Here is a 26,864-nt window from a genome sequence, read left to right as displayed (position 1 = left end):
CCCCTGTGCTTCCATGGGGTCGTGCCGCTGCGAGGAACCCGCGCGCCGGCCCTGTTCAAGCCCCGGGAACTGCCCCCGTGGCAGCAGGACGGCCTCATCGCCCTGTTCGTCTTCGTCGTGGGCCTCGCGCTGTACCTCACCGACGTCTACCGCCTGATCCCCGGCCCCGACCACTTCGGGCTGTGGGTGCGGCTCGTGGAGCTCGCGGTGCTGTGCGGCCTGTCGTTCCTGCGCCGCTGGGTGCCGGGCGGCCTGCTGCTGGCCACGGGCGTGCTCGCGGCCGACCTGGTGCTGAGCCCGTCGCTGCCGGTCGTGGCCGTGTACACCGACTTCCTCTACGCGGCGACGCTCTACGGGTCGCGCCGCATGAGCCGGGTGATGATCGGCGTGGCGGCCACGGCCGCGCTGGGCGTGCTGGTCGCCGCGCTGGCCGTGTCCGCGCAGTGGCGCGTGGCGGTGATCGGCGCGCTCGGGATCCTGCCGTTCCTGCTGGTGCCGGTGTGGTGGGCGGCGAACGTGCGCCAGCAGCGCGACATCGCCACCACCGAACGCGCCAACGCCGACCAGCTGGCGAAGATCGCCGAGCTCGACCGGCGCGCTGCCGTGGCCGCCGAGCGGGCACGGATGGCGCGCGACCTGCACGACGTGATCGCGGGCCACCTCTCGGCGATCGCGATCCAGTCGGAGGCGGCGCTGTCGATGGCCGAGGATCCGAGGATGTCGCGCGCGGTGCTCGAAGCCGTGCGGGAGAACAGCGTGAGCGCGCTCGACGAGATGCGCACGATGATCGGCCTGCTGCGCGCCGCGTCGGAGACCGGTGACGACGAGTACGAGACCACCGCGCCCGCGCGCCTCGCCGAGCTGTCGCGGCTCGTGGAATCCGCACGGGCCACGGGGATGGAGGTCGTCGTCGAATCCACAGTGGACTCCTCGGCCGGCCTGCCCGCCGCCGTCGACCTCACCGCGTACCGGATCGCGCAGGAAGCGCTCACCAACGCGGTGAAGCACGCGCCGGGCGGGCGGGTCGTGGTGGACCTGCGCCGCGACGGCGGCATACTCACCGTCGAGATCGGCAACGAGCTGCGTTCGGCGGCCGCGCGCACCGGTGGCACGGGCCACGGGCTGCTGAGCATGCGCGAACGCGCGAGCGCCGTGGGCGGGACGCTGAGCGCGGGCCCGTCGGGCTCGGACTGGGTGGTCCGCGCCGAGCTGCCACTGGTGGAGGGAAACGCGTGACGGTCAAGGTGCTGGTGGCCGACGACCACGGGGCGATCCGGGCGGGCCTCGTGCTGATCCTGGGCAACGCCGAGGGCATCGAGGTGGTCGGCGAGGCCGCCGACGGCGCCGCCGCGGTCCGGCAGGCGCGGGCGCTGCGGCCCGACGTCGTGCTGATGGACGTGCGCATGCCCGGCACCGACGGCATCACCGCCACGCGCGAGCTCGTCGCCGAGGGACTGGCGCAGGTCCTCGTGCTCACCACGTTCGACCTCGACGAGTACGTGCACGCCGCCCTGCGCGCGGGTGCCGCGGGTTTCCTGCTCAAGTCCGTCGAGGCGCCGCGGCTGATCGAGGCCGTGAAGCTCGTCGCCGCGGGCGAGGGCGTGCTGGCGCCGCAGGTGACGCGCAAGCTCATCACGGCGTTCGCGCAGGCGGCCGGGAAACCCGTCACCGCGCCGTCGGGTCTCGACGACCTGACCGACCGCGAACGCGAGGTGCTGGGCTGCCTGGGCGCCGGCCTGTCCAACGCGGAGATCGGCACCCGCCTGCACATCGGCGAGACGACGGTGAAGACGCACGTGTCGCGCGTGCTCACGAAACTCGACCTGCGCTCGCGCGTGCAGGCCGCGATCCTCGCGCAGGAAGCCGGGTTGGCGCTGGACTGAAGGCGGCGCCGAGCAACCGATCTGCAGGCGGGCCCGTGAGCTTCTAACGTTCTTCCATGGGTGTGCGGAGAACGTTGGACGTGGACGAGGTCCTGAAGCGCCAGGACTCGGGCGAGCTGAAGCGGCGGCTCAGGGGACGCGACCTGGTGGGGTTCGGCGTCGGGATCATCATCGGAACCGGGATCTTCACGCTCGCCGGCGTCGAGGCCAAGACCCACGCCGGCCCCGCGGTCACGCTGTCGTTCGTGATCGGCGCGATCGTGGCCGGGCTCGCGGCGCTCTGCTACGCCGAGCTGGCCTCCAGCGTGCCGACGGCCGGCAGCGCCTACACCTACGCGTTCGCCACGCTCGGCGAGGTGTTCGCGTGGATCATCGGCTGGGACCTGCTGCTGGAGTTCGCGCTCGGCGCCGCCGTGGTGTCGCGCGGCTGGTCCGGGTACCTGGCGAACCTGCTCGGGCTTTCGCCCACGTGGTTCGGCGAGGACGCGAAGGTCAACATCGGCGCGGTGATCATCATCGCGGTGCTGACGGTGGTGGCCGTGCTCGGGATCAAGGAATCCGCGTGGCTGACCAACCTGCTGGTGTGCGTGAAGGTCGCGGTGTGCGTCCTGATCGTCGTGGTGGGCGTGTTCTTCATCAAGGGGGCCAACCTCACGCCGTTCATCCCGCCGGCGCAACCGCCCTCGGGTGGCTCGGGCGTGCTGGAACAGCCGGTGGTGCAGGCCGCGCTCGGGCTCGAGCAGTCGGTGTACGGCATCGCGGGTGTCGTGACCGCCGCGGCCGTGGTGTTCTTCGCCTACACCGGATTCGAGGCGCTGGCCAACCTCGGCGAGGAGACCGTCAACCCGCGCAAGGACCTGCGCGTGGGCATTCTCGGCGCGCTGGCCGTGTGCGCCGTGCTCTACATCGCCGTGTCGATCGTGCTCACCGGCATGATCCCGTTCACCGACATCGACACCGGCGCCCCGCTCGCGGCCGCGTTCGACAGCGTCGGCCAGCACTGGGTCGGCGCGCTCATCTCACTCGGCGCCGTGACCGGCCTGACGTCGGTGATGATGGTGGAGCTGGTGACCATCGGCCGCATCGGCTTCGCGATGGGCCGCGACGGCCTGCTGCCCAAGGCCATCGGCACCACCCACCCGCGCTGGGGCACGCCCCACCGCATGACCATCCTCGGCGCCGTCCTCATCGCGGTGCTCGCCGCGTTCGTGCCGATCTCCGCGCTGTCCGACATGGTCAGCATCGGCGCCCTCTCGGCGATGATCATCGTGGCGGTGGCCGTGCCGGTGCTGCGCAAGCGGCGCCCGGACCTGAAGCGGCCGTTCAGCGTGCCGTTCTCCCCCGTGGTGCCGATCATCGCCGCCGTGGCGTGCTTCTACCTCATGCTGAACCTCGACGTGCTCACCTGGATCCGCTTCGCCGCGTGGCTGGTGCTGGGCCTGCTGATCTACTTCTTCTACGGCCGCAAGCACTCCCGCCTCGCGCCGGGCAACCGGACCGAGACGACGACCTAGGCGAAGCCGGGCCGCAGGCCCGCGCCGGCGACCGCTTCGGCGAGCTCGCCGGCGTGGGCCGCGTCCGCGACGAGCAGCAGGACTCCCGATCCGGCCAGCGCGGCCGTGACCCATTCCACCGGCTGCTCGTGGATCCCGTTGTCCCCCAGCACGGCGTAGGTGTCCACAACGGACAGCACCGTGCCCTCCGCGCCGATCCGGACGCCGGCCACCAGCACGTGGTGGTGCCCGGGCGGACGCCACCGGTTCGTCCACAAGGGAGGGACACCGGTGTGGAGGTAGTCGAGCAGGGCGCGTTCCGGGGTGTCGGGGGAGCCCAGCTCGGCCGGGTCCAGCCGCGCGAGCACCGCCACCCGCGGCAGGTCCCACAGCGCCACCAGCAGGTCGACCAGCGCCTGAGGGGACCACTCCCCCGTCGCCGGGACGACCCGCAACCGCCGGTCCGACAACGCTTCCACGGCATCGGCCAGTGCTTCCGGCTCGGTACCGGCCGTCGCGGGGTCGCACGGGACGGGCAACCGGAAGTCGGCCCGGCTCTTCGCCCCGGCCGGTGGTTCGCCCGGCGCGCGGACGGTGCCGGCGGCCACGGCGACCTCGTCCTGGTCCGCCACGGCGCAGCCGGCCGCCCGCAGCACGGCCAGCGCCGCGAAGGCGGCCGAGAGCCCGTCCTTCTGCGGCAGCTCGGCGCGCGCTTCGGCGATGAGCCGCGCGGCGCCGGGCAGCCAGTGCACGGCGGAGAGCTCGGCCACGCGGTCAGTACCGCCAAGCGTGGGCCGCGACGATGTCCTCCGGCGTGCGGTCCGCGGCCCACGCCGCGTCGGACGCGCGCACCGCGCGGAAGGCGCCCAGGAGCTCGTCGCCGAGGGCGCCCGAGACGCGGGGCGACGCGAGCAGCGCCGCGGCCTGGTCTGCGGGGTTCGCCGGCAGCGGCAGGACACCGCGGGTCTCGCGCTCGCCCGCCGTCCAGCCGCCCGGGTCCTCGGCAATCGGCTCGGGCAACGGAGCGCCGTCCTCGATGCCGGCCATCCCCGCGGCCAGCACGACCGCCAGCGCGAGGTACGGGTTGGCCGACGCGTCGGAGGTCTTGAGCTCGACGTTCGCGTGGTCCGGGCCGAGCAGCGGCGAATCCGGCACGTAGCGCAGGGGCGCTTCGCGGTTCTCCACGCCCCAGAACGCATAGGCGCCGGCGAAGTAGCCCGGGCGCAGCCGCATCGTCGAGGGCACGCTCGGGGCCGTGACGGCGGTCAGCGCGGGCAGATCGCGCAGCAGGCCGCCGAGGTAGGCGGCGCCCTCGTCGACCGGCTGTCCTTCGCCCGCGAGCAGGTTGCGGCCGCGGCGGCGCACGGAGGTGTGCAGGTGCCAGCCGTTGCCGGCGGCCGCGAGGCTGACCAGCGGCGCGAAGCTCACGGCGAGGCCGTGGGCGTGCGCGGCGGCGTGGATGGTCTGGCGGGCCAGGAGCTGGTCGTCCGCGGCCGACACGGGGTCGGTGGCCGCCAGCGACAGCTCCAGCTGGGCCGGGCCGTACTCGGCGTGCAGCTGGCCGATCTCCAGGCCGTTGGCGGCGAAGTCGTGCAGCAGCGCGGCGACGAAGCCGTCGAGGCCGACGAGCGCGTGCGGGCTGTAGGCGGGGCCGGGGTGCCCGGGAGCCGCGACGACGTCGGTGGCGCCGGCGGGTGCCACGGCGAACTCGAGCTCGTAACCGGCCTGGAACTCCAGCCCACGCCGGCCCGCCTCCGCGACCTGGCGCTCCAGCACCGAGCGCTGGCAGTACGGCCAGGGCGAGCCGTCGGCGGCGACCTGCCGCGCGGGCGCCCAGGCGAGCGCGGGCTGGCCGGCGAGGCGGCGCAGGCGGTCCAGCACCGGCACGAGCCGGATGTCGCCCGACGGCGTCGCCAGGCCCGCGTGGCCGTAGGTGATGGCGTCGTGGCTGTCGAACACGGCGAACAGCGAGGTCGCGCCCACGCCGCGGGCGGCGGCGCCCGCGAGGCCGTGGATGGGCACGATGCGCGAGCGCGGAATGCCGTTGTTGTCGGCCCAGGAGAGGTGGACCCCGCGCACCCCGGACAGGGCCAGGTCCTTCGCGACCGCCGACGCCGCCTTGGTCATCGCCACCTCCGGGGTTCGGGTCAGTATCGCGGCTCGGCCGGCGCGTCGCCGGGCTCGTCCCTGCGGCGCAGCGCGACCCCGGCGACCACCGCGAGCGTGCCCAGCGCCTCCGGCAGGCTCGGCACCTGCGCGAGCAGCGCGTACCCGGTGACGCCGGCCGTGACCGGGAGCAGCGCCAGCAGCACCGCGAAGCCGGCGCGGCCCACGCGCCGCAGCACGAACTGGTCGAGCACGTAGGGCACCACCGTCGACAGCACGCCCACACCGATGCCGAGCAGCAGCATACGTGGCGAAGACCACACCTCACCGGTGCCGAGCGCCAGTGGCGAGAGCACGACCGTGGCCACGGCGAAGCCCACCGCCAGGCTGTCCACGCCGTCGCCGGCCACCGCGACGCGCTTGCCGAGCACGATGTACCCGGCCCACGCGGCCGCGGCGGCCAGGGCGAACCCGACGCCCAGCGCGCCGCCCTCCAGCCGCACGTCCGCGATCGCGACGACGCCGACGGCCACCAGCGCCAGCGCGCCGAGATCGCGGCGCGTGCGCGACCCGACGGCCGCCACGACCACGGGCCCGGCGAACTCCAGCGCCACGACCGTGCCGAGCGGGAGGCGGGCGATGGCCTCGTAGAAGGCCACGTTCATCACCGCGGTGACCACGCCGAACGCGGCCGCGAGCAGGAACCGCCGGCCCCGCCACACGGCGCGGGCGGGCCGGCGCCACGCGAGCAGCACCACGGCGGCGCCCAGGCAGCGCAGCCAGGCGACCCCCGACGGGGAGGCGTGCCCGAAAAGCCCGACCGCGATGGCCGCCCCGGCATACATCGAAATTCCGCTGAGAACGAACAAGACCGGGGCCGGAATGGCCGTCGCGCGTTTTCCGGATAGTGCAGAACCCACTCCCGCATGGTGCCTGACCTCGGAAAACGGCTACGCACGGGCACCCTTGTCCTAAGGAGCGGGACGGGACTACGACAACTGGGGTAATTCGGCGTGACACAGGTCCCACCGGTGCGGGAACACTTGCGGGCCGCGAAACGTCTGGAACAGTGGAAGCACGAACACCGCGGAGCCGGAGGCGATCCCGCCGAGGGCATCACTTCCGAAGTGGGCGTAGCTGGATCGAGGTACTGGGCGACCAGTACCGGGACGGAGGGAGACCCCCATGACATCACCCACGCTCACCCGCCCCGAATTGACCGCCGCCGACCGATGCGACCGGTGCGGGGCTGCGGCTCAGGTACGCGCCGTCCTCAGCTCCGGAGGCGAGCTGCTCTTCTGCGGGCACCACGCCCGTGAGCACGAGGCCAAGCTCAAGGAACTGGCCGCGGAGATCCAGAAGTAGGGGTCTCGAAGACCACGCCGGGACGAACGTCTCGGCCCGAAGGCGGCAGGTGCCCGATGCACCTGCCGCCTTCGGCGTTTCGAGACCCATTCGCGGTGAAACCGAGACCCCGGCCACTTCGCCACTTGCAACTTCGCGTTTTGCACCGGGTGCTGAATTGACAATTCCTGTCCGGTCCGAAACCGCGCCGAAACCGAATACCGGGCACTTCCGTGGCAAACGCCACACCCGGCAATTCCCGGTGGGCAATCGCGTCGCCTAGACCGTGTCGAGGACGACCTCGAACGCCACCTCGGCGGCGCCCAGCAGCTTCACGTCGGCGCCCAGCGCCGAGCTCACGATCCGCGTCCCGCCGACGGCCCGGCTGACCAGGCTGCGGCGGCGGACCTCGGCGGCCACGGCGCGGATCACCGAGTCCGGCAGCACCGTGAGCAGGTCGCCCAGCACGACGAGCTGCGGGCCCAGCAGGTTGATCACGTTGACGAGCCCGATCGTGAGCCACTCGGCGAACTCCGCGAGCCGGGAGAGCGCCGCCTCGGGGTCGCGGGCCAGCTCCCGCAGCTCGAACAGGATCGCACCCCGCGCGGTGTCCTCCGGCAGTCCCAGGGCCCGGCACAGGGCCGCCTCGCCGATCTCGGTCTCCCAGCAGCCGCTGCTGCCGCAGTAACAGGCGCGTCCGCCCGGGCGGACGACCATGTGGCCGATCTCCCCGACATACCCCGCGCCGCCCCGCAGCGACGAGCCCTGGGCGATGACCCCGCCACCGACACCGACGTCGGCGGACACGTACACGGCGTCGGACGACCCGCGGGCCGCGCCACGCAGGTGCTCGGCGACGGCGCCCAGCTCGGCGTCGTTGCCGACCAGCACGGGGATGCGCAGCACGCTGGACAGGCGCTCGCCGAGGGCGACGTCGGTCCAGCGCAGGTTCGGCGCCTCGTGCACGTGGCCGTCGGCACGCCGCACGACCCCGGGCACCGACACCCCGACGGCCACGGGCGTGACCCCGAGGTCGCCGGCCAGCACGGCGGTCGACTCGATGACGTGCGTGATCACCTCGTCGGCCTCGCGCATCCGGCCGCGCAGGTTCCAGCTGTTGCGGCCGAGGATCTGGCCGCCCAGCCCCACGAGCGCGATCGCCACGTGCTCGACCTGCAGGTCGACCGCGAGCACGACCGCCGCGTGCGGCTGGGGCAGGACCAGGAGCGAGGGGCGGCCCGCCCCTCGTCCCGGCCTCGGCACCTTCTCCTCGACGACGCCCGCTTCCGCGAGCCCGTCGACGAGGGTCTTGATCGTGCTCCGGTTGAGCCCCAGCTCCGCCGCCAGGGTCGCCCGGGTGCTCGGCCCGCCGACGTGCAGCAGACGGAGCAGGGTCGTGCGGTTGTGCCGGCGCACCTCGTCGGGTCGTGCGACGGACGAGCTCGTCACCGGCTTGAACGTGGCATCGGGCGTCAGCGTGCCGACGCAGCCGCTCGGCGCCGCGACAGCGCGTCGACGGTGGCCGCGAGCAGCAGGACGAGACCGGTGACGATGTTCACGACGGCCGCGGACTGCTGGAGCAGGCCCAGGCCGTTGTTCACGATCGCCAGCACGGCACCACCGATGACCGCGTCGATGATCCGGCCCTTGCCGCCGAACAGCGACGTACCGCCGATGACCGCCGCACCCACCGCGAACAGCAGCGTGTTGAGGCCACCGGACTGCGGGTTGACCGAGCCGATCTTCGACGAGTACACGATCGCGCCGATCGCCGCGAAGGTCGAGCTGATCACGAACACGCTGGTGCGCAGCTTCGCCACGTTGATACCGGCGCGGCGGGCGGCTTCCTGGTTGCCACCGACGGCGTAGAGGTGCCGGCCGTAGCGCGTGCGGTTGAGCACGTAGGTGCCCGCGAACAGCAGCACCAGCACGATCGGGACCACGTACGGAACGCCGTCGATCACCACGAGGTTGCTGGACGAGCGGTTGATCGTCAGCAGGTACGTGGCGACGGCGGAGATGACCACCACCACGCCGACCTTGAACAGCACGATCGGCGTCGGCTGCACCACGAGGCCGCGTTTGAGCCGGGTGAAGTGCTGCCCCAGCGCGATGACCGCGTAACCACCGGCGGCGACGAGGAACATGATCCAGCTGCCCAGCACCGACAGGTTGCCGTTGGCCACCGCGTTGAGGGTGTCGCTCGTGCTGATCGGCAGCGTGCCGCCCTCACCGATGAACTGCAGGATCACGCCCTGCCACACGATGAACAGGGCCAGGGTCACGACGAACGACGGCATGCCGATCTTCGAGACGAGGAAACCGGTGATGCAGCCGATCGCGGTACCCGTGGTGATCGCGATGATCATCTCGAGCCACGCGTTCTGCGGAGCTCCGATCAGGATCACGACGATGCCGATGAGCGAGACCGCGGCCCCGGCCCAGATCCGCTGCAGCAGGGCGAGGATCACGGCGATCGCGAGCACCGCGATGAACGTGACGAAAACGCCGCCACCCATCGAGCCGAGCAGGTTGCCGTTGCGCACGTAGTGCAGCGCCATCAGCGAGGCGGCCACACCGGAAGCGGTACCGGCCGACAGGTCGATCTCGCCGAGCAGCAGCACGAAGACGATGCCCATCGCGATGATCGTCTGGCCCGCGCCCTGCGCGAGCAGGTTCGCGATGTTGCGCAGGGTGAAGAAGTCGCTCGAGAGCGAGCTGAACAGGATCGCCAGCACGATCACGCCGAGCACGGCGGGAACGGAGCCGAGCTGGCCGTCCTTGAGCCGCGCGAAGTAGTCCTTGATCGCCTCGCCCGTCGACATCGACGTGGTGTCGATGCCGAAGTCGGCGATCGCGTTCGCCGAGTCCGGCTTGGCGGACTTGGCAGGGGTCTCAGTCATGGTCGGTTCTTTCTCGTTGCTCACAGCACGACGTGTTCGGGGCGGGCCAGGCCGAGGTCACCCGACCGGCCGGAGGTGATCAGCTCGACCACCTGGTTGGTCGTCACGTCCTTGGTCTGCACCTCCGCCACCAGACGGCCCAGGTACAGCACGTCGATGCGGTCGGCGACCTCGAACACGTCGGCCATGTTGTGGCTGATCAGAACCACGCCGAGGCCCTGCTCGGCGAGCCGGCGCACCAGGTCGAGGACCTGACGGGTCTGCGCGACACCGAGTGCGGCGGTCGGCTCGTCGAGGATCACGACCTTGCTGTTCCACAGCACCGACTTGGCGATGGCCACGGTCTGGCGCTGTCCACCGGAGAGCGCGGAGACGGGCGTGCGCACCGACTTCACGGTGCGCACCGACAGGGAGGCCAGCGTTTCGCGCGCGGCCTTCTCCATGCTGGCCTCGTCGAGCAGCCACTGGCTGCCGCGCTCGCGGCCGAGGAACATGTTCTGCACGATGTCGAGGTTGTCGGCCAGCGCGAGGTCCTGGTACACGACCTCGATGCCGAGCTCGGCCGCGTCCTTCGGGCTGCTGATGTGAGCCTGCTTGCCGTTGAAGGTCACGGTGCCCGTGTCGGAGGGGTAGATGCCGGCGATGCACTTGACCATCGTCGACTTGCCGGCGCCGTTGTCGCCGACGAGCGCGGTGACTTCGCCCGCACGCACGGCGAAGTCCACGTCGTAGAGGACGTGGACGGGGCCGAAGCTCTTGTTCAGACCTTTGATGTCGAGAATGGGCTCGCTCATGGGGTTCGCTGTTCTTTCGCGTGGGTACCGGGCCGGGACGCGTAGTCGGGGTACGCGTCCCGGCCCGGCTGCTGGGTTGGTGCTACGCGGTGCGGATCAGCTGATGCCGGCCGCGGTGCACTTGGCGGCGAGGTCGCCGGTGCAGACGTCCGAGGCCTTGACGTAGCCCTGCTGGATGACCGTCTTGATGTCGTTGACCTCGATCAGGGTCGGGTTGAGCAGAACCGACTTCAGGTCGCGGTTGTTCTTCGGGTCGTGCAGCGTGCCCGTGGCGATGGCGTCGGCAGCGGCCTTGTCACCCTTGGCCAGCGCGGCGGCCAGCTTGGCGGTGTTGTCGGCCTCTTCCTTGATCGGCTTGAAGATCGTCAGCAGCTGGTCGCCGCGCAGGATGGCCTGCAGGCCGGCCGCGGTGGCGTCCTGGCCGGTCACGGGGACCTTGCCGTTGAGGCCGTTCTTCTTCAGCACGGTGATGACCGCGCCCGCGAGCTCGTCGTTCGCCGCGACGACGCCGTCGACCTTGCCGCCGACGCGGGTGAAGATCTGCTCGAAGGTCGTGCCACCGACCTGCGGGTCCCAGTCGTTGATCGGCTGCTTCTGGACCAGCGTCAGCGCGCCCGACTGGTACAGCGGCTTGAGGACCTTGTCGTGCCCGTCGCCGAACAGCGTCGCGTTGTTGTCCGTCGGGGCGCCCTCGATCTGGACGACCGCAGCACCCTTCTTGTCCTTCAGCGCGTCCGCCATGCCCTGCGCCTGCAGCTCGCCGACCTTCTCGTTGTCGAACGAGACGTAGTAGTCGGCCGAACCGCCGAGGCTCGGGCGGTCGTAGTCGATGACCGGGATGCCCGCGGTCTTCGCCTTGGCCTCGATCGCGGCACCGACGGCCGGGTCGGACGGGGCGATGATCAGGACCTTGACGCCCTGGCTGATGAAGCCGTCGGCGAGGGTCGAGAACTTCTGGTTGTCGCCCTGGGCGTTCTGGATGTCGGCGCTGAAGCCCTGGGCCGAGAGAGCGGCCTGGAGCATCGGCTTGTCGAACGCCTCCCACCGGGCGGAGGTGGCGGTCTCGGGCAGGATCACGCCGACCTTGCCGTTGGCGCCGCCACCGGCGGGAGCGGAAGCCGAGCCGGAGGCGGAGCTGTCCCCCGTGCCCCCGGAGTTCGAGTTGGCACCGCACGCGGTCAGCACCAGGCCGGCGCTCACCGTGGCGGCAAGGAGGGTAAGGGTTCTGCTGCGCATCCTCGTTCCTTCCGGATCATGCTCGCGGGGCGGTGATCCGGAAGACCCGGCGCACCGACGCGCATATGTTGTGGCCGACAACATATGCCGCTGAGCAGCTTCGCGGAAGATAGCTGGATCGATTAAATGACACCAATTGGACACGGTTCTGCAACACGGCCCGAACACAGCCCGGAAAGGGTAAATCCACTGACGGAGTGATCGCCAGTGCGCACCGAGCGTGACGAGATCGACTTCGCTGACTCTTCGTGAGCTGAACGCCCCTTGGCGCCCCAGCGGAGTCCCCCGGACACGTTCGGTGCGCAAATCCCGTTACGCGCAGCCGATCCACGCGCCACGCTCAGGCGGGCAGGATTCGGGCACCGGCCGGGCCATCGCGCGGGTCGGCCCCGCTCCGGGTCCCCCGGACGGTCGCCCGGGACCCTCGAACGGAGCAAGCGTCACCAGGAACGCAGCGTGACGATCCGCTCTTCGAGCTGCTCCACCGTCGCCATGGCGGTCGGCGGGCCGCCGCACACCCTGCGTAGCTCGTTGTGGATGGCGCCGTGGGCCTTCTTCGTGCGGTGGTGGTAGACGCCGACCAGCGCGTTGAGCTCCTTGCGCAGCGAACCGAGGCGCTCGCTCACCGACTGGGGCCGCGCGGGCGCCGGAGCGGCCTTCTCGGCCTCCGGCTTGCGGCGGTTGGCGTCCGAGAGCTGCTCCTCCTGCCGCTTGCGCAGCAGGGCGCGGACCTGGTCCGGTTCGAGCAGCCCGGGCAGGCCGAGGTACTCCTGCTCCTCGTCGGAGCCGGAGAAGACGGCGGTCCCGAACGAGTTACCGTCGTAAATCACCTGATCGAGCTCGGCCGAGGCGCCGAGCGAGGTGAACGCCTTCTCCTCTTCGCCCGGTTCGTCCTCCGTGCGGTTGGCCTGGGCGAGCAGCTCGTCCTCCCAGCCGTCCTTCTCGCGGTGGGGCTTGCCGAGCACGTGGTCGCGCTGCGCCTCAAGCTCGCTCGCGAGCTCCAGCAGCACGGGCACGCTGGGCAGGAAGACGCTCGCCGTCTCGCCCTTCTTCCGGGCCCGCACGTAGCGGCCGATGGCCTGCGCGAAGAACAGCGGGGTCGACGCGCTGGTGGCGTACACGCCGACCGCCAGGCGCGGCACGTCGACGCCTTCGGAGACCATGCGGACGGCCACGATCCAGCGCTCGTTGGTCTCCGAGAACTCTTTGATGCGGCCCGACGCCTTCGGGTCGTCCGACAGCACCAGCGTCGGCATCTCCCCCGAGATGCGCTGCAGGATCTTCGCGTACGCGCGCGCCGACTCCTGGTCCGTCGCGATCACCAGGCCGCCCGCGTCCGGTACGCCCTGGCGCACCTGCGACAGCCGCGTGTCGGCCGCCTGCAGCACCGCGGGGATCCACTCGCCCGACGGGTCCAGCGCGGTGCGCCACGCGCGCGCGTTCTGCTCGGCCGTGAGCGGCTCGCCCAGCCGCGCGGTGAACTCCTCGCCCGCGCTGGTCCGCCACGAGGCCTCGCCGGAGTAGGCCAGGAACACGACCGGCCGGACCACGCCGTCGGCCAGCGCGTCGGCGTAGCCGTACGAATGATCGGCCTTGCTGCGCTGGAAGCCACCTGCGTCGGGCTCGTAGGTGACGAACGGGATGGCCGAGTCGTCACTGCGGAACGGGGTCCCGGTCAGCGCCAGCCGCCGGCGTGCGGGGGTGAAGGCCTCACGCACCGCGTCGCCCCACGACTTCGCGTCGCCGCCGTGGTGGACCTCGTCGAGGATGACCAGCGTCTTGCGGTTCTCGGTGCGCACGCGGTGCAGCGTCGGGTGCGCGGCGACCTGCGCGTAGGTGACGGCGACGCCGAGGTAGTCCGACGACGTGACACCCGTGGTGTTGCGGAAGTTCGAGTCGATCGGGATCCCGGCCGCCGCGGCCGAGGCCGCCCACTGGTGCTTGAGGTGCTCGGTCGGCGTGACGATCGTGACCGCCTCGATCGTGCGGTCCGACAACAGCTCGGCGGCGATGCGCAGACCGAACACGGTCTTGCCGGCGCCGGGCGTCGCGACCGCGAGGAAGTCCTTCGGCTTGCTCGAGAGGTACTTCGTGAGCGCCCGGCGCTGCCACGCGCGCAGCGGTCGCGCGGTCGAGTCCTTCTCGGCGGGTGGTGCCCCGAGGACCCCCTGCGTCGTCGTCTCGGACAACCTCGCTCACCCCCTCCCCGGGCCGCGAACCGCGGCCGTGACGTGCGAAAACCCCCACTGTGGTACCGGCTTCGACGCCGGCGACTGCGGTGAGGGCACTTCGGGCAGCTTACCTTCCGGGCACCGCGGCGCCCGCCACCGCCACGGGTGGTGTCACCCGACACGCCCGGAGAGGGGACCCGCGACGAGCCAAATTCCCGCGAATGGACCATGCTGGGACCCACCATGGGTGAGGTGAGACCGGACGCCGGGGCGGCGACGGCGACGAAGACGGCACGCAAAGGGCCGTGGCGCCTCATCACGCGCACCTTCGCCAAGGCCTGGGACGGCAACATCTTCTCCGAGGCCGCCGAAGCCGCCTTCTGGCAGACGCTCTCGCTCCCGCCCCTGCTGCTCGGGCTGCTGGGCAGCCTCGGTTTCGTCGGCGAGTGGTTCGGCCAGGGTGTCGTCACGGCCGTGCACGACCGCATCATCACGTTCTCCCGCACCATCTTCAGCACGAACGCGGTGCAGGAGATCATCGAGCCGACGGTGAACAGCATCCTCACGGTCGGCAAGGGCGAGATCGTGTCGGTGGGCTTCGTCATCTCGCTGTGGGCGGGTTCGTCGGCGATGTCGTCGTTCGTCGACGCCATCACCGTGGCCCACGACCAGTACGGCGTGCGCAACGAGGTGTGGCAACGGATCTTCGCGCTGCTGCTGTACCTGTGCGGGCTCGTGATCCTCGTGGTCGGGCTGCCGCTGCTGGCGATCGGACCGGACCTGCTGCCGGAGTTCTTCCCCGTCGCCTGGCGCGACACGGTGTCGGCGTGGGTCGGCACGCTCTACTACCCCGTGCTGGGCGTGATGATCGTGCTGGCGCTGACCACGCTGTACAAGCTGGCGCTGCCGCGGCGGCTGCCCTGGCACCGCGGGCTGCCGGGCGCGGTGCTCGCGATGCTCGTGTTCCTGGTCTCCAGCATCGGGTTGCGCATCTACCTCAACTGGATCACCAAGACCGGCTACACCTACGGCGCGCTCGCCGCGCCGATCGCGTTCCTGCTGCTGATGTTCTTCATCGGCCTGGCCGTGGTCGGCGGCGCGTACTTCAACAGCGCGATCCAGGAACTGTGGCCCGCCAAGGCGACCCGGCGCCAGCGCCGCAAGTGGCGCCGGCTGGAGATGGAGCGGGCCAACGAGCGCATGCGGGCCGAGGAGGGGCGCACGCTCTGGGACCGCACCACGATCCCGTTGCGGCGCCCCAAACGCGCCGCGGACGCCGACCCCGAAGAGCCGCCCGGGGAAGCGGTTCCGGACGAGGACGCGGCAGGCGAACGGCCCGAGCGGTCCGGTCACGTCGAGGACGCCGATGCCGACGCCGTGCGCAAGCTGCCGTGAAGGGCACCCCGGTTCCGTAGCGGTGCCCTTCCCGGCCTTGGCTCAGCCCTGCCGGAACCGCCAGGTCTTGCTGTCCACCGCGATGCAGACGCTCGGCGACATCACGATCACGCGCAGGGTGCTGTCGCGCTCGTCGAAGTCGATGCCCTCGACCTCGAAGGTGCCGCTGCAGCCGCTCTGCAGCGGCAGCTGGCCCAGCGACGTCACGTGGCCGGTCACGTCGGAACCCGAGAGCGGCGCGTCGAGGTCGACCTGCAGGAGCGGCTTGGTGGCGCCGAAGAGGCTGCCGTCGGGGTCGTCGGAGGCGCACATCAGGCGCGTGGCCGTGACGAAGTCGCAGCCCTGCACATCACGGACCTGGTGGTCGAGGCGGATCGCGGAGGCGTAGGGCAGGTTCTGCGACGGGTCGGTGAACGCCACGCCGGGCATCGGGTGCACGAGGAGGCGGTCCATCGTGCCCCACTCGCCGGCCACCAGCCACCGCGCGTCGGGCGAGACGGCGGCGAACGAGTTGTTGCTCGCCTCCCACGGCTCCAGCGCGTGCTTGTAGTCGGTCTGCGTGCCGTCGGGCGCCTGCACGCGGAAGAGCTTCGCGCCGCGGTCGTCGCGCTGGTAGGGCTCCACGTACCAGCCCTGCGCCGAGCCCGGGTCGCCGACGTGGTTCCAGCCCTGCACGGCCAGCCCGACGTCGACCGTGGCGACGCCGGTGTAGCGGATGGTGGTGCCCGACGGGCGGACGATCGTGGCGAGGCCCTGGCTCTCGTCGAGCGGGCGGGCGCGGTCGGACCCGACGGCGGTCCACCCGGTGACGGCCTGGGCGAGCCCAGGCACGGCGGCCGCGAGCACCACGACGAGGGCGAGGACGATCCCGGTTCTGCGCATGTGGAGGTCTCCTGCTGCGGGAAGGAACTGGCGGGATCGCAGATCTACCAGTTCTTCCCCGGCTCCACAGCCACCGGGTGAATGATTTTCACGTTTGTTCGCCCGGGCGTGCCTGCGCGGCCACGCCCGGGGCGGGTCGTCGGGGCCTGCCTGCCTACTCGTCCCCGCCGGGGCGGAGGCCGTCGTAGATCTCCTTGCAGGCCGGGCAGACCGGGGAACCCGGCTTGGGCGACTTCGTGACCGGGAAGACCTCGCCGCAGAGCGCCACCACGTGCGTGCCCATGACCGCGCTCTCGGCGATCTTGTTCTTGCGCACGTAGTGGAACATCTTCGGGGAGTCGTCGTCGGTCGACTCGGTGCTGTCGGTCTCCGGCTTCGTCAGCGTCTCGGTGCTCACGCGTCCATCATGCCTCAGTCGCGCGGGTGCCGGAATCTCCGGCCGCGGGACTAGGGTCAGGGCACCCAGGGGCACTCACGGGCACCGACGGCGGGAGCCGCGTCATGGACGGACCGACCGCGACCAGGCCGCACATGCCGGGCTACGGCATCGCCCCCGCTTCGGCCGGGCTGCTGCCGTGGCGCTGGGCCGACGAGCGGTTGCGCGCCTCCCACGACTACTGGCTCGCCACCGTGACCGCCGCGGGCCTGCCCCACCTCATGCCCGTGTGGGCCGTGTGGACCGGCGAGGTGCTGTGGTTCTCCTCGTCGCTGCGCTCGGTGAAGGCGCGCAACGTCGCGGCCGGCTCGGCCGTGTCCGTCGCGACGGAGGACCCCGAAGAGCCCGTGGTGCTCGCGGGCCCGGCCGAGGTCGTCACCGAGGCCGACGAGATCCGGGAGTTCCTCGACGCGATGAACGCCAAGTACGGGACGGCGTACGGCATCGACTTCCTCGACCCGGCCGTGAACGCGTCCGTGCGGGTGCGGCCCGAGACGGTGTTCGCCTTGCGGGAGAAGAACTTCACGACCTCGCCGACACGATGGGAGTTCACGCCGTGACCACCTGGGGCACCGCGGTCGCGCACGCCGGCGGCGACGAGGACGTGGCCCGGGAAGCCTGGCGCGACCTCGAAGCGCGCTACGGCGAACCACACCGGCACTACCACGACCTCGCCCACGCCACGGCCGTCGCGCGGGACAGCGCCGCCCTGACCGAAGGCCTCCCCGAAGCCGAACGCGCCGCAGTCGCACTCGCCGCGTGGGCGCACGACGTGGTCTACGACGCCGTGCCGGGCGAGGACGAACGCGCGAGCGCCGGCTGGCTGCGCCACTGGCTCACCCGGGCGGGCGCCGGCGCGCAGCACGTCCGGCGTGCCGAGGCCCTCGTGCTCGCCACCGCGGCCCACGAAGCCCCGGAAGACGACGAAGCGGCCACCGCCCTGCTCGACGCCGACCTCGCGATCCTGGGCGCGACCCCCGCGGCCTACGCCGAGTACGCCGCCGCCGTCCGCCGCGAGTACGCGAAGTACGACGACCCGGCGTGGGCCGCCGGGCGGACGGCGGTGCTGGCGAACCTGCTGGCCCGGCCCCTGCTGTACCGCAGCGAAACCGCGCGGGCACGCTGGGAGACGGCCGCGCGGCGCAACCTGACGGCCGAGCTGACCCGCTGGCGGGAGCACGCCGGCGATCACCGATGATGTCCGTCCGTGACCACACAACTCTTCCTCCACGAGGAGGTCGCCTCGGCGTTGCGTGACGGCCACCCCGTCGTCGCCCTCGAGAGCACCATCCTGTCGCACGGGCTGCCCCACCCCCGCAACCTCGACGTCGCCCACCGCCTGGAGCAGGTCGTGCGCGAAGGCGGTGCCGTACCGGCCACGATCGCCGTGCTCGACGGGCGTCCGGTGATCGGCCTGTCGCCCGCGGAACTGGAGCGCGTCTGCGCGCCCGGCGCCGGACTGGACAAGCTCTCGCTGCGCGACCTCGGCCCGGCCGTCGGCCTCGGCCGCTCGGGCGCGACCACCGTGGCGGGCACGTCGGCGCTGGCCGCCGCGGCCGGGATCGGCGTCTTCGCCACCGGGGGACTCGGCGGGGTGCACCTCGGCGCGGCGCAGAGCTGGGACGTGTCGGCGGACCTCGGTGTGCTCGCGAAGGTGCCGACGGTCGTGGTGTGCTCCGGCGTGAAGTCGGTGCTCGACATCGCGGCGACGCTGGAAGTGCTGGAGACCAACTCCGTGCCGGTGCTGGGCTACCGCACCGACGAGTTCCCCGCGTTCTACCTCCGCTCGTCGGGCCACCCGGTCGGCTGGCGCGTGGACGACGCGAAGGAAGCCGCCGCCGTGATCGCCGCGCACCGCGCGTACGCGGATTCCGGTGTGCTGCTCACGAATCCCATCCCGGAAGAGTCCGAAATGGACCGTGAACTCCACGACCGGCTGCTGGCCGACGGGCTCGCGAAGCTGCGCGACGGCGGCGTGCACGGCTCCGACGTGACACCCGTGCTGCTGGAGCACTTCCACACCGCGAGCGGCGGTGTGAGCATCGACGCGAACGAAGCCCTCGTGCTCAACAACGCGAAGCTGGCCACCGAGGTCGCCGTCGCGCTGGCGGTGCGGGCGTGACCGGCATCGTGGTGGTCGGCGACGCCGGCCTCGACGTGGTCGCCCGGCACGACGAACCGCTCCCCCACGGCGGCGACGCCCGCGCGCAGATCCGCTTCACCGGCGGCGGCGCCGGCGCGAACACCGCGCTGTGGCTGCGTTCCCTGGGCGCCGACACCACGCTGGTGGCCCGCATCGGCGACGACTCCGGCGGCCGGCTGATCAAGGCCGAGCTGGAGGCGACGGGCGTGCGCTGCGCATTCGCGGTCGACCCCGAGGCGGCCACGTGCTGCGTCGTCGTGATGGTGGACGCCGAAGGACAGCGCAGCATGCTCGCCGACCGCGGTGCGAACAAACGCTTCCGGCCCGAGGACGTGACCCCGGAGGCGCTGGCCGGCGCGAGCCACCTGCACCTGTCGGGCTACGTGCTGCTCGACCCGTCTTCCCGGCCCGCCGGCCTCGCCGCCCTGGCGGCGGCGAAGGAGGCCGGGCTCACCACGTCGGTCGATCCCCAGGCGGCCGCGCACATCCACGACCCGGCGGCGTTCCTCGACGACGTGCGCGGCACCGACCTGCTCATGCCCAACACCGAGGAACTGGTGGCGCTCACGGGCTCGGCCGATCCGCTGTCGGCCAAGGAGCTGCTCGGCACCGTCGGCGCGGTCGTGGTGACGGCGGGCCTCGGCGGCGCCGCCTGGGTCGACACCCACGGCGTGACCACCGTGCCCGCGGTCGAAGCCGACTGCGTGGACTCCACGGGCGCCGGCGACGCGTTCGACGCCGGTGTCCTCACCACCTGGCTCGCCGGACAGTCCACTGTAGACGTACTGCGCGCGGGGACGCGGCTGGGCGCGCTGGCCGTGAGCCGCCTCGGCCCCCAGCCCGGGTGAAGCCGCCTGCTCGTGAGTGCTGTCCGGAAGTCCCGCGGCAGCACTCACGAGAACGGGTCAGCCGTCGATCACCCGGTGTTCGCGGTTCTCGATCTGCTTCGCCTCCCGCTCGTAGCGGTTGACGTTCTGCGTTTTGCGCGGCGGCCGGTCGTTGGCGATCAGCACCGCGATCCACGGCAGCGGCACGGAGATCACGAGGAACGTGACCGCGAGCCACCACGTGTGGTAGGTCAGCCCGGCCAGGATCAGGCACGGAATGCGGCACACCATCATGATGATGTACTTCTTCTTGCGCGCGGCCAGCTGATCTTCGTAGGACGGTTCTGCCTCGGTGATCAGCACCGGGGCCGGGCGGGGATCGGAACCTCGGGCGGGCTCGTTCACAGCACCACCTCCACCGTTCATGCTCCCACTCCGGGCCGTCATCCGACACCCGGGTGGGACATCCGTGACAACGCGGCGACGACGAGCGTTTCGACGCCCGCGCGCAGCGTCGGGTGCAGGATCGGCGCGAAGCGCGGCGAGTGGTTCGACGGGATGTCGGTCTCGAAGCGGCCCTCGGTCATCGCCGTGATCACCTCCTGCGGCTCGAAGCCCCCGACCAGCCAGAACACCGACGGCACCCCGGCCGCCGCGCCGAACTCGCCGAAGTCCTCGCTGCCGGTCACGAGCGGTGCGGGCAGCACGGTGCCTTCGGCGAAGTGCCCGCGGAAGACCTCGGTGAGCTCGTCGGAAGCGGTTTCGTCGTTCGAGGTCGCCGGGTAGGAGTTGAGCAGCTCGACCGTCGGCGGCTTCGGTGCGTTCGCGGCCACGGCCTCGGCGTTCACGATGCGTTCGATCGCGGCGCGCAGCCGCAGCAGCACCGCGTCGTCGAAGGCGCGGGTGTTGACTTCGAGCACGGCGTCGTCGGCGATGACGTTGCCGACCGAGCCGACGTGCAGCGAGCCCACGGTGACCACGGCCGGTTCGGTGGCCGCGACCTCGCGGGAGACCACCGTCTGCAGCTTCAGCACCACCGAGGCCGCCATCACGGCCGGGTCCACGGTGGTCTCGGGCCGCGAGCCGTGGCCGCCGCGCCCGTGCAGCGTGATGCGCAGGGTGTCGGACGCCGCCATGAGCACACCCGGCCTGGTGAGGACCCAGCCGGCCGGGCCGGGCACGAGGTGCTGGCCGAAGACGACGTCGGGGCTCCCGGCCAGGTCGAACAGGCCGTCGGCGATCATCTCGGACGCCCCGCCGTTGCCCTCTTCCGCCGGCTGGAACACGACCAGCAGCGTGCCGGACCACTCCTCGCGCCCGGCGGCGAGCAGGCTCGCGGCGCCCGAGAGCCAGGTGGCGTGCATGTCGTGCCCGCAGGCGTGCATCACGGGCACGTCGTTGCCCGCCTCGTCGACGCCGCGCGCGGTGCTCGCGTACTCGAGGCCGGTCTTCTCCTCGACCGGCAGCGCGTCGATGTCGGCGCGCAGCATCACCGTGGGGCCTTCGCCGTTGCGCAGCACGCCGACCACGCCGGTGCGGCCGACGCCGGGGTGGACCTCGAACCCGTCGGCGCCGAGCCGGCGCGCCAGCTCGGCCGCGGTGCGGGTCTCGGCGAACGCCAGCTCGGGGTGGCGGTGGAAGTCGACGTAGAGCGCCTCGAGGCCGGGCAGGGCCGCGGCGAGCGGGGCGAGGACACGTTCGACGGGATGGGAGGTCACGGAACCCATCGTGGCAGGCTTACCCACCGTGAGCACGAACACGCCTCTGCCCGACCTGTCCGACGACGTCTGCGCGCGGTTGCGCGAGGCCTTCCGGCGCGCCGAGTACGACGCCGACGGGGTGGTCGACGCCCTCGGTGGCGCGGCCCACGCGGCGCTGGGCCGCGGCGAGCCCGAGCCCGCCCGGCGCGCGAGCCTCGACGCGGGCGACCTCGGCACGCTCGTGCGGCTGTTCCTCCTCGGCCTCACCGAGCCCGAAAAGTCCGTGGAGTCCGCTTTTTCGCCGCTGACCCCGGAAGCCGCCGTCGCCGCGGGCATCCTCGCCGCCGACACGGACGGGTACAAAGCCGCCCTGGACATCCGCCCGCACGGCGACGAGGAGGGCTCGTGGTGGGTCGTGGCCGACCTCGACGCCGACATGCTCGGCCACGTCGTGCCCGAGGACCACGTGCTCGGCGTCGGCCACGCCTCGCTCAGCCTCATCCGCGCCACCAGCCGGCGCCCGGTCGGCACCCTGCTCGACGTCGGCACCGGCAACGGCGTGCAGGCCCTGCACGCCACGCGCCACGCCCAGCGCGTGACGGCCACGGACGTCTCCGCGCGGGCGCTGGCGCTGGCCGCCGGCACGTTCCGGCTCAACGAGCTCGACGTGGAGCTGGTGCGCGGCGAGTGGTTCGCGCCGGTCGCGCGGCGCCGGTTCGACCAGATCGTGTGCAACCCGCCGTTCGTGGTCGGACCACCGCGCGTGGACTACACCTATCGCGACTCGGGCCTGGCCGGCGACGACGCCAGCGCGCTCGTCGTGCGCCAGCTGCCGGGGTTCCTCAACGACGGCGGCACGGGGCAGCTGCTGGCTTCCTGGCTCCACACGGGCGGTGAGGACTGGGCCGATCGGGTGGCGCGCTGGCTGCCGGCGGAGACGGACGCCTGGTTCGTGCAGCGCGACGTCGCCGACCCCGCGCTGTACGTGGGCACCTGGCTGCGCGACGAGGGCATCGACCCGCGCTCGCCCGAAGGCCGCGTGAAAGCCGCCGCCTGGCTCGACTGGTTCACCGAGAACCGCGTGCAGGGCATCGGCTTCGGCTTCGTCACGCTCCGCCGCGCGGCCGGGAAGACGCCGACCGTGGTGTGCGAAGACCTGCGCCAGGCCTACGACGACCCGCTCGGCCCGGAGGCCGCGAACTGGCTCGACCGCGTCGACTGGCTGCGCACGCACGGCGACGAGCTCATGGAGACCGCCTTCCGCGTGCCCGACAGCGTGCTGCTGGAACGCGTCGACTCCCCCGGCGACGAGGGCTGGGAGACCACCGTGCGGCGCCTGCACCGCACCGACGGACCCGGGTGGCAGCACGAGGTCGACGAGCTCGCCACGCGGCTGCTGGCCGGCTGCCGGGGCGTGCTGGCGCTGGAGGACCTCGTGGAGCTGCTGGCGGCCGCGCAGGGCCTCGACCCGGCCGAACTGGCCACCGCCGCGCTGCCCGTGGTGCGGGAGCTCGTGCGGCACGGGATGCTCGTGCCGGCCGGCTCTTCGACGTCGCGGTGAGGGCCGTCGCGGCGCGGGTCACCCGGGCGAGTGTCACGGTCGAGGAAGAGGTGATCGGCGCGCTCGAAGAACCGGGACTGTTGGTGCTGCTGGGAATTCACGCCGACGACGATCGGGTGAAAGCGGCGACGATGGCGCGCAAGCTCCACGAACTGCGGATCCTGCGCGACGAGCAGTCCTGCGCGACCGCGGGCGCGCCGTTGCTGGTGGTGTCCCAGTTCACGCTCTACGGCGACACGCGCAAGGGCCGCCGGCCGTCCTTTGTCGCCGCCGCGCGCCCGGAAGTGGCCGAGCCCCTGGTGGACGCGGTGGTGCAGGAGTTGCGTGACCGTGGGGCATCCGTGGCCACCGGGCGCTTCGGCGCGATGATGGCGGTGGCGAGCGTGAACGACGGTCCGTTCACCGTTCTCGTCGAGGTCTAGACCACTTCCGCTGCGCCGCTCTCGGTGCCCGGGAACGTATCCGGGCACCGAGCGGTTCACCTCATGCGCGGATTCTCATGGAATTCTCATGATTATTCCCGCTGTGGCGTGCTTCTCAGCAAAAGCTCAGTTTTGGTGGAGCAACCGGTCGACGGGTGTGCCCGTCCTTTCTTCAGCGAGCCGGGAACGTTTTGGAAACCCGACGCGTTACCACAAGTGTCCAGCTAAGCCGGCTGGGCCGGCGGTCAGGGTTTCCACAGGGCCCGACACCGAAGGCGCAGTACAGGCGAGACACGTTCAGCCCGTGACCGGGGAGGCAGAGAATGTCAGTCCAGACTCTCGAACGCGAAGCGCGCGGGATTCGCGAGCGTGGGATTCCAGCACAGCAGAACGAGGAACCCGTGAGTGTGGGGACGCTCACGGACGCCGACCTCGACGCCCAAAGCCCGGCCGCCGACCTGGTGCGCGTGTACCTGAACGGCATCGGCAAGACCGCGCTGCTCACCGCGGCCGATGAGGTCGAGCTGGCCAAGCGCATCGAGGCGGGCGTGTTCGCGCAGCACATGCTCGACACCGCCGAAGACCTCACGGCCAAGCGCCGCACCGAGCTCACCGCGCTGGTGCGCGACGGGCACGTGGCGAAGAACCACCTGCTGGAGGCCAACCTCCGCCTCGTGGTCTCGCTCGCGAAGCGCTACACCGGCCGGGGGATGCCGCTGCTCGATCTGATCCAGGAGGGGAACCTGGGTCTGATCCGCGCGGTGGAGAAGTTCGACTACTCCAAGGGGTTCAAGTTCTCGACCTACGCCACCTGGTGGATCCGCCAGGCCATCACCAGGGGGATGGCCGACCAGGGTCGCACCATCCGGCTGCCGGTCCACCTCGTGGAGCAGGTCAACAAGCTCGCCCGCATCCGCCGCGACCTGCACCAGCAGCTCGGCCGTGACGCGACGCACGAAGAGCTGGCCGCCGAGTCGGGCATCCCGGTGCACAAGATCTCGGACCTGCTCGACCAGTCGCGCGACCCGGTGAGCCTCGACATGCCCGTGGGCGCCGAGGAAGACGCCCCGCTGGGCGACTTCATCGAGGACTCCGAAGCGACCGACGCCGAGAGCGCCGTCATCTCCGGTCTCCTGCAGGACGACCTGCGCCGCGTCCTCGCGACGCTCGACGACCGCGAACAGCACGTCATCCGCCTGCGCTACGGCCTCGACGACGGCCAGCCCCGCACGCTGGACCAGATCGGCAAGCACTTCGGTCTCTCGCGCGAGCGCGTGCGTCAGATCGAGCGTGAGGTCATGGCGAAGCTCCGCCAGGGCGAGCGAGCCGACCGCCTGCGCGCGTACGCGTCCTAAGTCGTTGAAACCCGAAGACCCCGTGGCCCCCGGTCCACGGGGTCTTCGGCGTTCCCGGGCCGTTTTTTGGGCCGTTTTCGCAGGCGGGCCGCGGCGAACGATCACGGGCGTTTGAGCCTGTTGGTGAGTGGGTAGCAACCAGTGGGCAACACCCGTTCGGCCGCGTTGACTTATGACCTACGTCACGAGACTGTCGTGCTAGGCGAACGGAACGCCAGGTGTGAGCCACGCGGCGGGTGTACGCATCCGGCCGCTTTCCCCGGGAGGTCGGGTCCGTCGGGGTGGGCCCGGCCTCCCGAACCAAACTCCCGAAGTGCCCTGCAACACAGTCGCCGCGCGGGTGTGCGGGGCGCCGGAGACCGCTGAGTACCGTGGTCGGATCCCGATCAGGGCAAAGGAGCCTGGCTGTGCCGTCCACCACGTTTCAGCACACCGAAGTCCTGCCGCTGGGCAAGGACACCACCACCGAGTACCGGCTGGTCACCGCCGACGGCGTCGAAACCGTCGAAGCGGCCGGCCGGAAGTTCCTCAAGGTCGACCCCGCGGCGCTGACCACGCTCGCGCGCACCGCCATCACGGACATCCAGCACCTGTTGCGTACGTCACACCTGCAGCAGCTGCGGGCGATCGTCGACGACCCCGAGGCGAGCGGCAACGACCGGTTCGTCGCGATGGACCTGCTGCGCAACGCGGCCATCTCGGCCGGCGGCGTGCTGCCGATGTGCCAGGACACCGGCACGGCCATCGTCATCGGCAAGCGGTCCGAGGGCGTGCTGACCGGAGGTGACGACGAGCGGGCCCTGTCGGAGGGCATCTTCGACGCCTACCAGCAGCTGAACCTGCGCTATTCGCAGATGGCGCCCACCAACTTCTGGGAAGAGCGCAACACCGGCACCAACCTGCCGGCGCAGGTCGAGCTGTACCACAAAGACGGTGAAGGCGACCCGTCCTACGAGTTCCTGTTCATGGCCAAGGGCGGCGGGAGCGCGAACAAGACATTCCTGTACCAGGAGACCAAGGCCGTGCTGAACCCCAAGCGGCTCGCGCGGTTCCTGGACGAGAAGCTGCGCAGCCTCGGCACCGCGGCGTGCCCGCCGTACCACCTGGCGATCGTCGTCGGCGGCATGTCGGCGGAGTTCAACCTGAAGGTCGCGAAGCTGGCTTCGGCGCGCTACCTCGACACCCTCCCGACCGAGGGTTCCGAGCTGGGGCACGCGTTCCGCGACCCGAGCCTCGAGCAGCAGGTGCTGGAGATGACGCGCCAGTTCGGCATCGGCGCGCAGTTCGGCGGCAAGTACTTCTGCCACGACGTGCGCGTGATCCGCCTGCCGCGCCACGGTGCGAGCTGCCCGGTCGGCATCGCGGTCTCGTGCTCGGCCGACCGCCAGGCCAAGGCCAAGATCACCGCCGACGGCGTGTTCATCGAGCAGCTCGAGCGCGACCCGGCGCAGTTCCTGCCCGACGTGACCGAGGACGACCTGTCCGACGAGGTCGTGAGCGTGGACCTCAACCGCCCGATGGACGAGATCCGCGCGCAGCTCTCGCAGCTGCCGGTGAAGACGCGGCTGTCGCTGTCCGGGCCGCTGGTCGTCGCGCGCGACATCGCGCACGCGAAGATCGCCGAGCGCCTCGACGCCGGCGAGGAGATGCCGCAGTACCTCAAGGACCACCCGGTGTACTACGCCGGCCCGGCGAAGACGCCCGACGGCTACGCGTCCGGTTCGTTCGGCCCCACCACGGCCGGGCGCATGGACTCCTACGTCGAGCAGTTCCAGGCCGCGGGCGGCTCGATGGTGATGCTCGCGAAGGGCAACCGCTCCAAGCAGGTCACCGCCGCGTGCCAGAACCACGGTGGTTTCTACCTGGGCTCGATCGGCGGCCCGGCCGCGCGGCTGGCCAAGGACTGCATCAAGAAGGTGGACGTGCTCGAGTACGCCGAGCTCGGCATGGAAGCCGTGTGGAAGATCGAGGTCGAGGACTTCCCCGCCTTCATCGTCATCGACGACAAGGGCAACGACTTCTTCGCCGCCACCAGCGAACCGGTGCTGCAGATCAGCTTCCGCTAGCACCGCCCCGATGCACCCCGATGTGGCGGGGGGGGGGGGGGCCCCCCCCCCCCCCCCCGCGCGCGGGGCCCCCCCCCCCCCCCCCCCCCGGGGGGGGGGGGGGGGGGCGGGGGGGGCCGGGGGGGCGGGGGGGGGGCCGGCGGGCCC

Annotated in this window: 25 protein-coding genes; 13 read left to right on the top strand and 12 right to left on the bottom strand. The window is 71.6% G+C overall.

Annotated elements, in window-relative coordinates:
* Window positions 1–27 precede the first annotated feature (27 nt).
* The 3 genes from ACFY1H_RS45290 to ACFY1H_RS45280 are packed head-to-tail and all read left to right on the top strand — an operon-like array spanning window position 28 to window position 3,397.
* Window positions 28–1,236 carry a sensor histidine kinase gene (locus ACFY1H_RS45290; protein ID WP_386956287.1) on the top strand — a complete coding sequence of 403 codons (1,209 nt, stop codon included), beginning with the start codon at window positions 28–30 and terminating at the stop codon, window positions 1,234–1,236.
* The gene (locus ACFY1H_RS45285) at window positions 1,233–1,883 is read left to right on the top strand and encodes a response regulator transcription factor (RefSeq protein ID WP_366583353.1); all 651 of its coding nucleotides are present in this window, start codon (window positions 1,233–1,235) and stop codon (window positions 1,881–1,883) included. Before ACFY1H_RS45290 ends, ACFY1H_RS45285 begins: the two co-directional genes overlap by 4 nt.
* A gap of 56 nt (window positions 1,884–1,939) precedes the next feature.
* Window positions 1,940–3,397: an amino acid permease gene (locus ACFY1H_RS45280; RefSeq protein WP_366583354.1), complete on the top strand. Its 1,458-nt coding sequence runs from the start codon at window positions 1,940–1,942 to the stop codon at window positions 3,395–3,397.
* Here ACFY1H_RS45280 and ACFY1H_RS45275 read toward each other — a convergent pair.
* From ACFY1H_RS45275 to ACFY1H_RS45265, 3 genes are read right to left on the bottom strand one after another with little or no spacing between them, the layout of a single operon-like run.
* Entirely contained in the window at window positions 3,394–4,146 is a 753-nt protein-coding gene (locus ACFY1H_RS45275; RefSeq protein ID WP_366583355.1) for a DUF6885 family protein, read from the bottom strand. The two genes, ACFY1H_RS45280 and ACFY1H_RS45275, sit on opposite strands and share 4 nt — an antisense overlap.
* Window positions 4,147–4,150: 4 nt before the next feature.
* Window positions 4,151–5,503, bottom strand: coding sequence for a glutamine synthetase family protein (locus tag ACFY1H_RS45270; protein WP_366583356.1), 1,353 nt, complete (start codon window positions 5,501–5,503; stop codon window positions 4,151–4,153).
* 20 nt (window positions 5,504–5,523) lie between these two features.
* Window positions 5,524–6,327, bottom strand: a complete 804-nt coding sequence (locus ACFY1H_RS45265) for an EamA family transporter (RefSeq protein WP_366583357.1) — start codon at window positions 6,325–6,327, stop codon at window positions 5,524–5,526.
* A 340-nt stretch (window positions 6,328–6,667) separates the two neighbouring features.
* On the opposite strand from ACFY1H_RS45265, the gene ACFY1H_RS45260 reads away from it, so the two are divergent.
* Window positions 6,668–6,847 (top strand): hypothetical protein, encoded by a 180-nt coding sequence (locus ACFY1H_RS45260; protein WP_204090267.1) that lies wholly within the window; start codon window positions 6,668–6,670, stop codon window positions 6,845–6,847.
* 258 nt (window positions 6,848–7,105) lie between these two features.
* Here ACFY1H_RS45260 and ACFY1H_RS45255 read toward each other — a convergent pair whose 3' ends face one another.
* From ACFY1H_RS45255 to ACFY1H_RS45235, 5 genes are all read right to left on the bottom strand, one after another.
* Window positions 7,106–8,275 carry an ROK family transcriptional regulator gene (locus tag ACFY1H_RS45255; RefSeq protein WP_366583358.1) on the bottom strand — a complete coding sequence of 390 codons (1,170 nt, stop codon included), beginning with the start codon at window positions 8,273–8,275 and terminating at the stop codon, window positions 7,106–7,108.
* Window positions 8,276–8,298: 23 nt separating this feature from the next.
* Entirely contained in the window at window positions 8,299–9,729 is a 1,431-nt protein-coding gene (locus tag ACFY1H_RS45250) for an ABC transporter permease (RefSeq protein ID WP_366583359.1), read from the bottom strand.
* Window positions 9,730–9,749: 20 nt separating this feature from the next.
* Complete coding sequence (locus ACFY1H_RS45245; RefSeq protein WP_285969003.1) at window positions 9,750–10,523, bottom strand: ATP-binding cassette domain-containing protein; 774 nt, start codon at window positions 10,521–10,523, stop codon at window positions 9,750–9,752.
* A 96-nt stretch (window positions 10,524–10,619) separates the two neighbouring features.
* Complete coding sequence (locus ACFY1H_RS45240; protein ID WP_366583360.1) at window positions 10,620–11,759, bottom strand: substrate-binding domain-containing protein; 1,140 nt, start codon at window positions 11,757–11,759, stop codon at window positions 10,620–10,622.
* 440 nt (window positions 11,760–12,199) lie between these two features.
* Window positions 12,200–13,948: a DEAD/DEAH box helicase gene (locus ACFY1H_RS45235; protein ID WP_366583361.1), complete on the bottom strand. Its 1,749-nt coding sequence runs from the start codon at window positions 13,946–13,948 to the stop codon at window positions 12,200–12,202.
* Between the two features lie 225 nt (window positions 13,949–14,173).
* Here ACFY1H_RS45235 and ACFY1H_RS45230 point away from each other — a divergent pair, with 225 nt between their 5' ends.
* The gene (locus ACFY1H_RS45230) at window positions 14,174–15,325 is read left to right on the top strand and encodes a YihY/virulence factor BrkB family protein (RefSeq protein WP_386956240.1); all 1,152 of its coding nucleotides are present in this window, start codon (window positions 14,174–14,176) and stop codon (window positions 15,323–15,325) included.
* A 42-nt stretch (window positions 15,326–15,367) separates the two neighbouring features.
* On the opposite strand, the gene ACFY1H_RS45225 is transcribed toward ACFY1H_RS45230, so the two are convergent.
* Both ACFY1H_RS45225 and ACFY1H_RS45220 read right to left on the bottom strand, forming a co-directional pair.
* On the bottom strand, window positions 15,368–16,207 hold the full coding sequence (locus tag ACFY1H_RS45225) for a hypothetical protein (RefSeq protein WP_386956239.1): 840 nt from the start codon (window positions 16,205–16,207) through the stop codon (window positions 15,368–15,370).
* 154 nt (window positions 16,208–16,361) lie between these two features.
* The gene (locus tag ACFY1H_RS45220; protein ID WP_366583364.1) at window positions 16,362–16,604 is read right to left on the bottom strand and encodes a DUF3039 domain-containing protein; all 243 of its coding nucleotides are present in this window, start codon (window positions 16,602–16,604) and stop codon (window positions 16,362–16,364) included.
* Window positions 16,605–16,708: 104 nt separating this feature from the next.
* On the opposite strand from ACFY1H_RS45220, the gene ACFY1H_RS45215 reads away from it, so the two are divergent.
* From ACFY1H_RS45215 to ACFY1H_RS45200, 4 genes are read left to right on the top strand one after another with little or no spacing between them, the layout of a single operon-like run.
* Window positions 16,709–17,203 carry a pyridoxamine 5'-phosphate oxidase family protein gene (locus ACFY1H_RS45215; protein WP_366583365.1) on the top strand — a complete coding sequence of 165 codons (495 nt, stop codon included), beginning with the start codon at window positions 16,709–16,711 and terminating at the stop codon, window positions 17,201–17,203.
* Window positions 17,200–17,841 (top strand): hypothetical protein, encoded by a 642-nt coding sequence (locus ACFY1H_RS45210; RefSeq protein WP_386956237.1) that lies wholly within the window; start codon window positions 17,200–17,202, stop codon window positions 17,839–17,841. The genes ACFY1H_RS45215 and ACFY1H_RS45210 overlap by 4 nt, the downstream gene beginning before the upstream one ends.
* Before the next feature lie 9 nt (window positions 17,842–17,850).
* On the top strand, window positions 17,851–18,765 hold the full coding sequence (locus ACFY1H_RS45205) for a pseudouridine-5'-phosphate glycosidase (RefSeq protein ID WP_386956236.1): 915 nt from the start codon (window positions 17,851–17,853) through the stop codon (window positions 18,763–18,765).
* Entirely contained in the window at window positions 18,762–19,634 is an 873-nt protein-coding gene (locus ACFY1H_RS45200; protein ID WP_386956235.1) for a carbohydrate kinase family protein, read from the top strand. Before ACFY1H_RS45205 ends, ACFY1H_RS45200 begins: the two co-directional genes overlap by 4 nt.
* A gap of 57 nt (window positions 19,635–19,691) precedes the next feature.
* Here ACFY1H_RS45200 and ACFY1H_RS45195 read toward each other — a convergent pair whose 3' ends face one another.
* Window positions 19,692–20,018 (bottom strand): DUF3099 domain-containing protein, encoded by a 327-nt coding sequence (locus ACFY1H_RS45195; protein ID WP_386956234.1) that lies wholly within the window; start codon window positions 20,016–20,018, stop codon window positions 19,692–19,694.
* Between the two features lie 38 nt (window positions 20,019–20,056).
* A complete protein-coding gene (locus tag ACFY1H_RS45190; RefSeq protein WP_386956233.1) occupies window positions 20,057–21,340 on the bottom strand; it encodes an amidohydrolase in 1,284 nt (427 codons plus the stop codon).
* A 19-nt stretch (window positions 21,341–21,359) separates the two neighbouring features.
* On the opposite strand from ACFY1H_RS45190, the gene ACFY1H_RS45185 reads away from it, so the two are divergent.
* From ACFY1H_RS45185 to ACFY1H_RS45170, 4 genes are all read left to right on the top strand, one after another.
* On the top strand, window positions 21,360–22,874 hold the full coding sequence (locus tag ACFY1H_RS45185) for a methyltransferase (protein ID WP_386956232.1): 1,515 nt from the start codon (window positions 21,360–21,362) through the stop codon (window positions 22,872–22,874).
* Complete coding sequence (gene dtd, locus ACFY1H_RS45180; protein WP_386956231.1) at window positions 22,871–23,296, top strand: D-aminoacyl-tRNA deacylase; 426 nt, start codon at window positions 22,871–22,873, stop codon at window positions 23,294–23,296. Before ACFY1H_RS45185 ends, dtd begins: the two co-directional genes overlap by 4 nt.
* A 323-nt stretch (window positions 23,297–23,619) precedes the next feature.
* The gene (locus ACFY1H_RS45175) at window positions 23,620–24,651 is read left to right on the top strand and encodes a sigma-70 family RNA polymerase sigma factor (protein ID WP_386956230.1); all 1,032 of its coding nucleotides are present in this window, start codon (window positions 23,620–23,622) and stop codon (window positions 24,649–24,651) included.
* Between the two features lie 407 nt (window positions 24,652–25,058).
* Window positions 25,059–26,717 (top strand): fumarate hydratase, encoded by a 1,659-nt coding sequence (locus ACFY1H_RS45170; protein WP_366583374.1) that lies wholly within the window; start codon window positions 25,059–25,061, stop codon window positions 26,715–26,717.
* Window positions 26,718–26,864: the final 147 nt, after the last annotated feature.

It is taken from the genome of Amycolatopsis sp. NPDC001319 (assembly GCF_042896185.1).
Classification (GTDB): Bacteria; Actinomycetota; Actinomycetes; order Mycobacteriales; family Pseudonocardiaceae; genus Amycolatopsis.
Note: the sequence above shows the minus strand (reverse complement) of the source record. Positions and strands in the feature narration are given on the sequence as shown.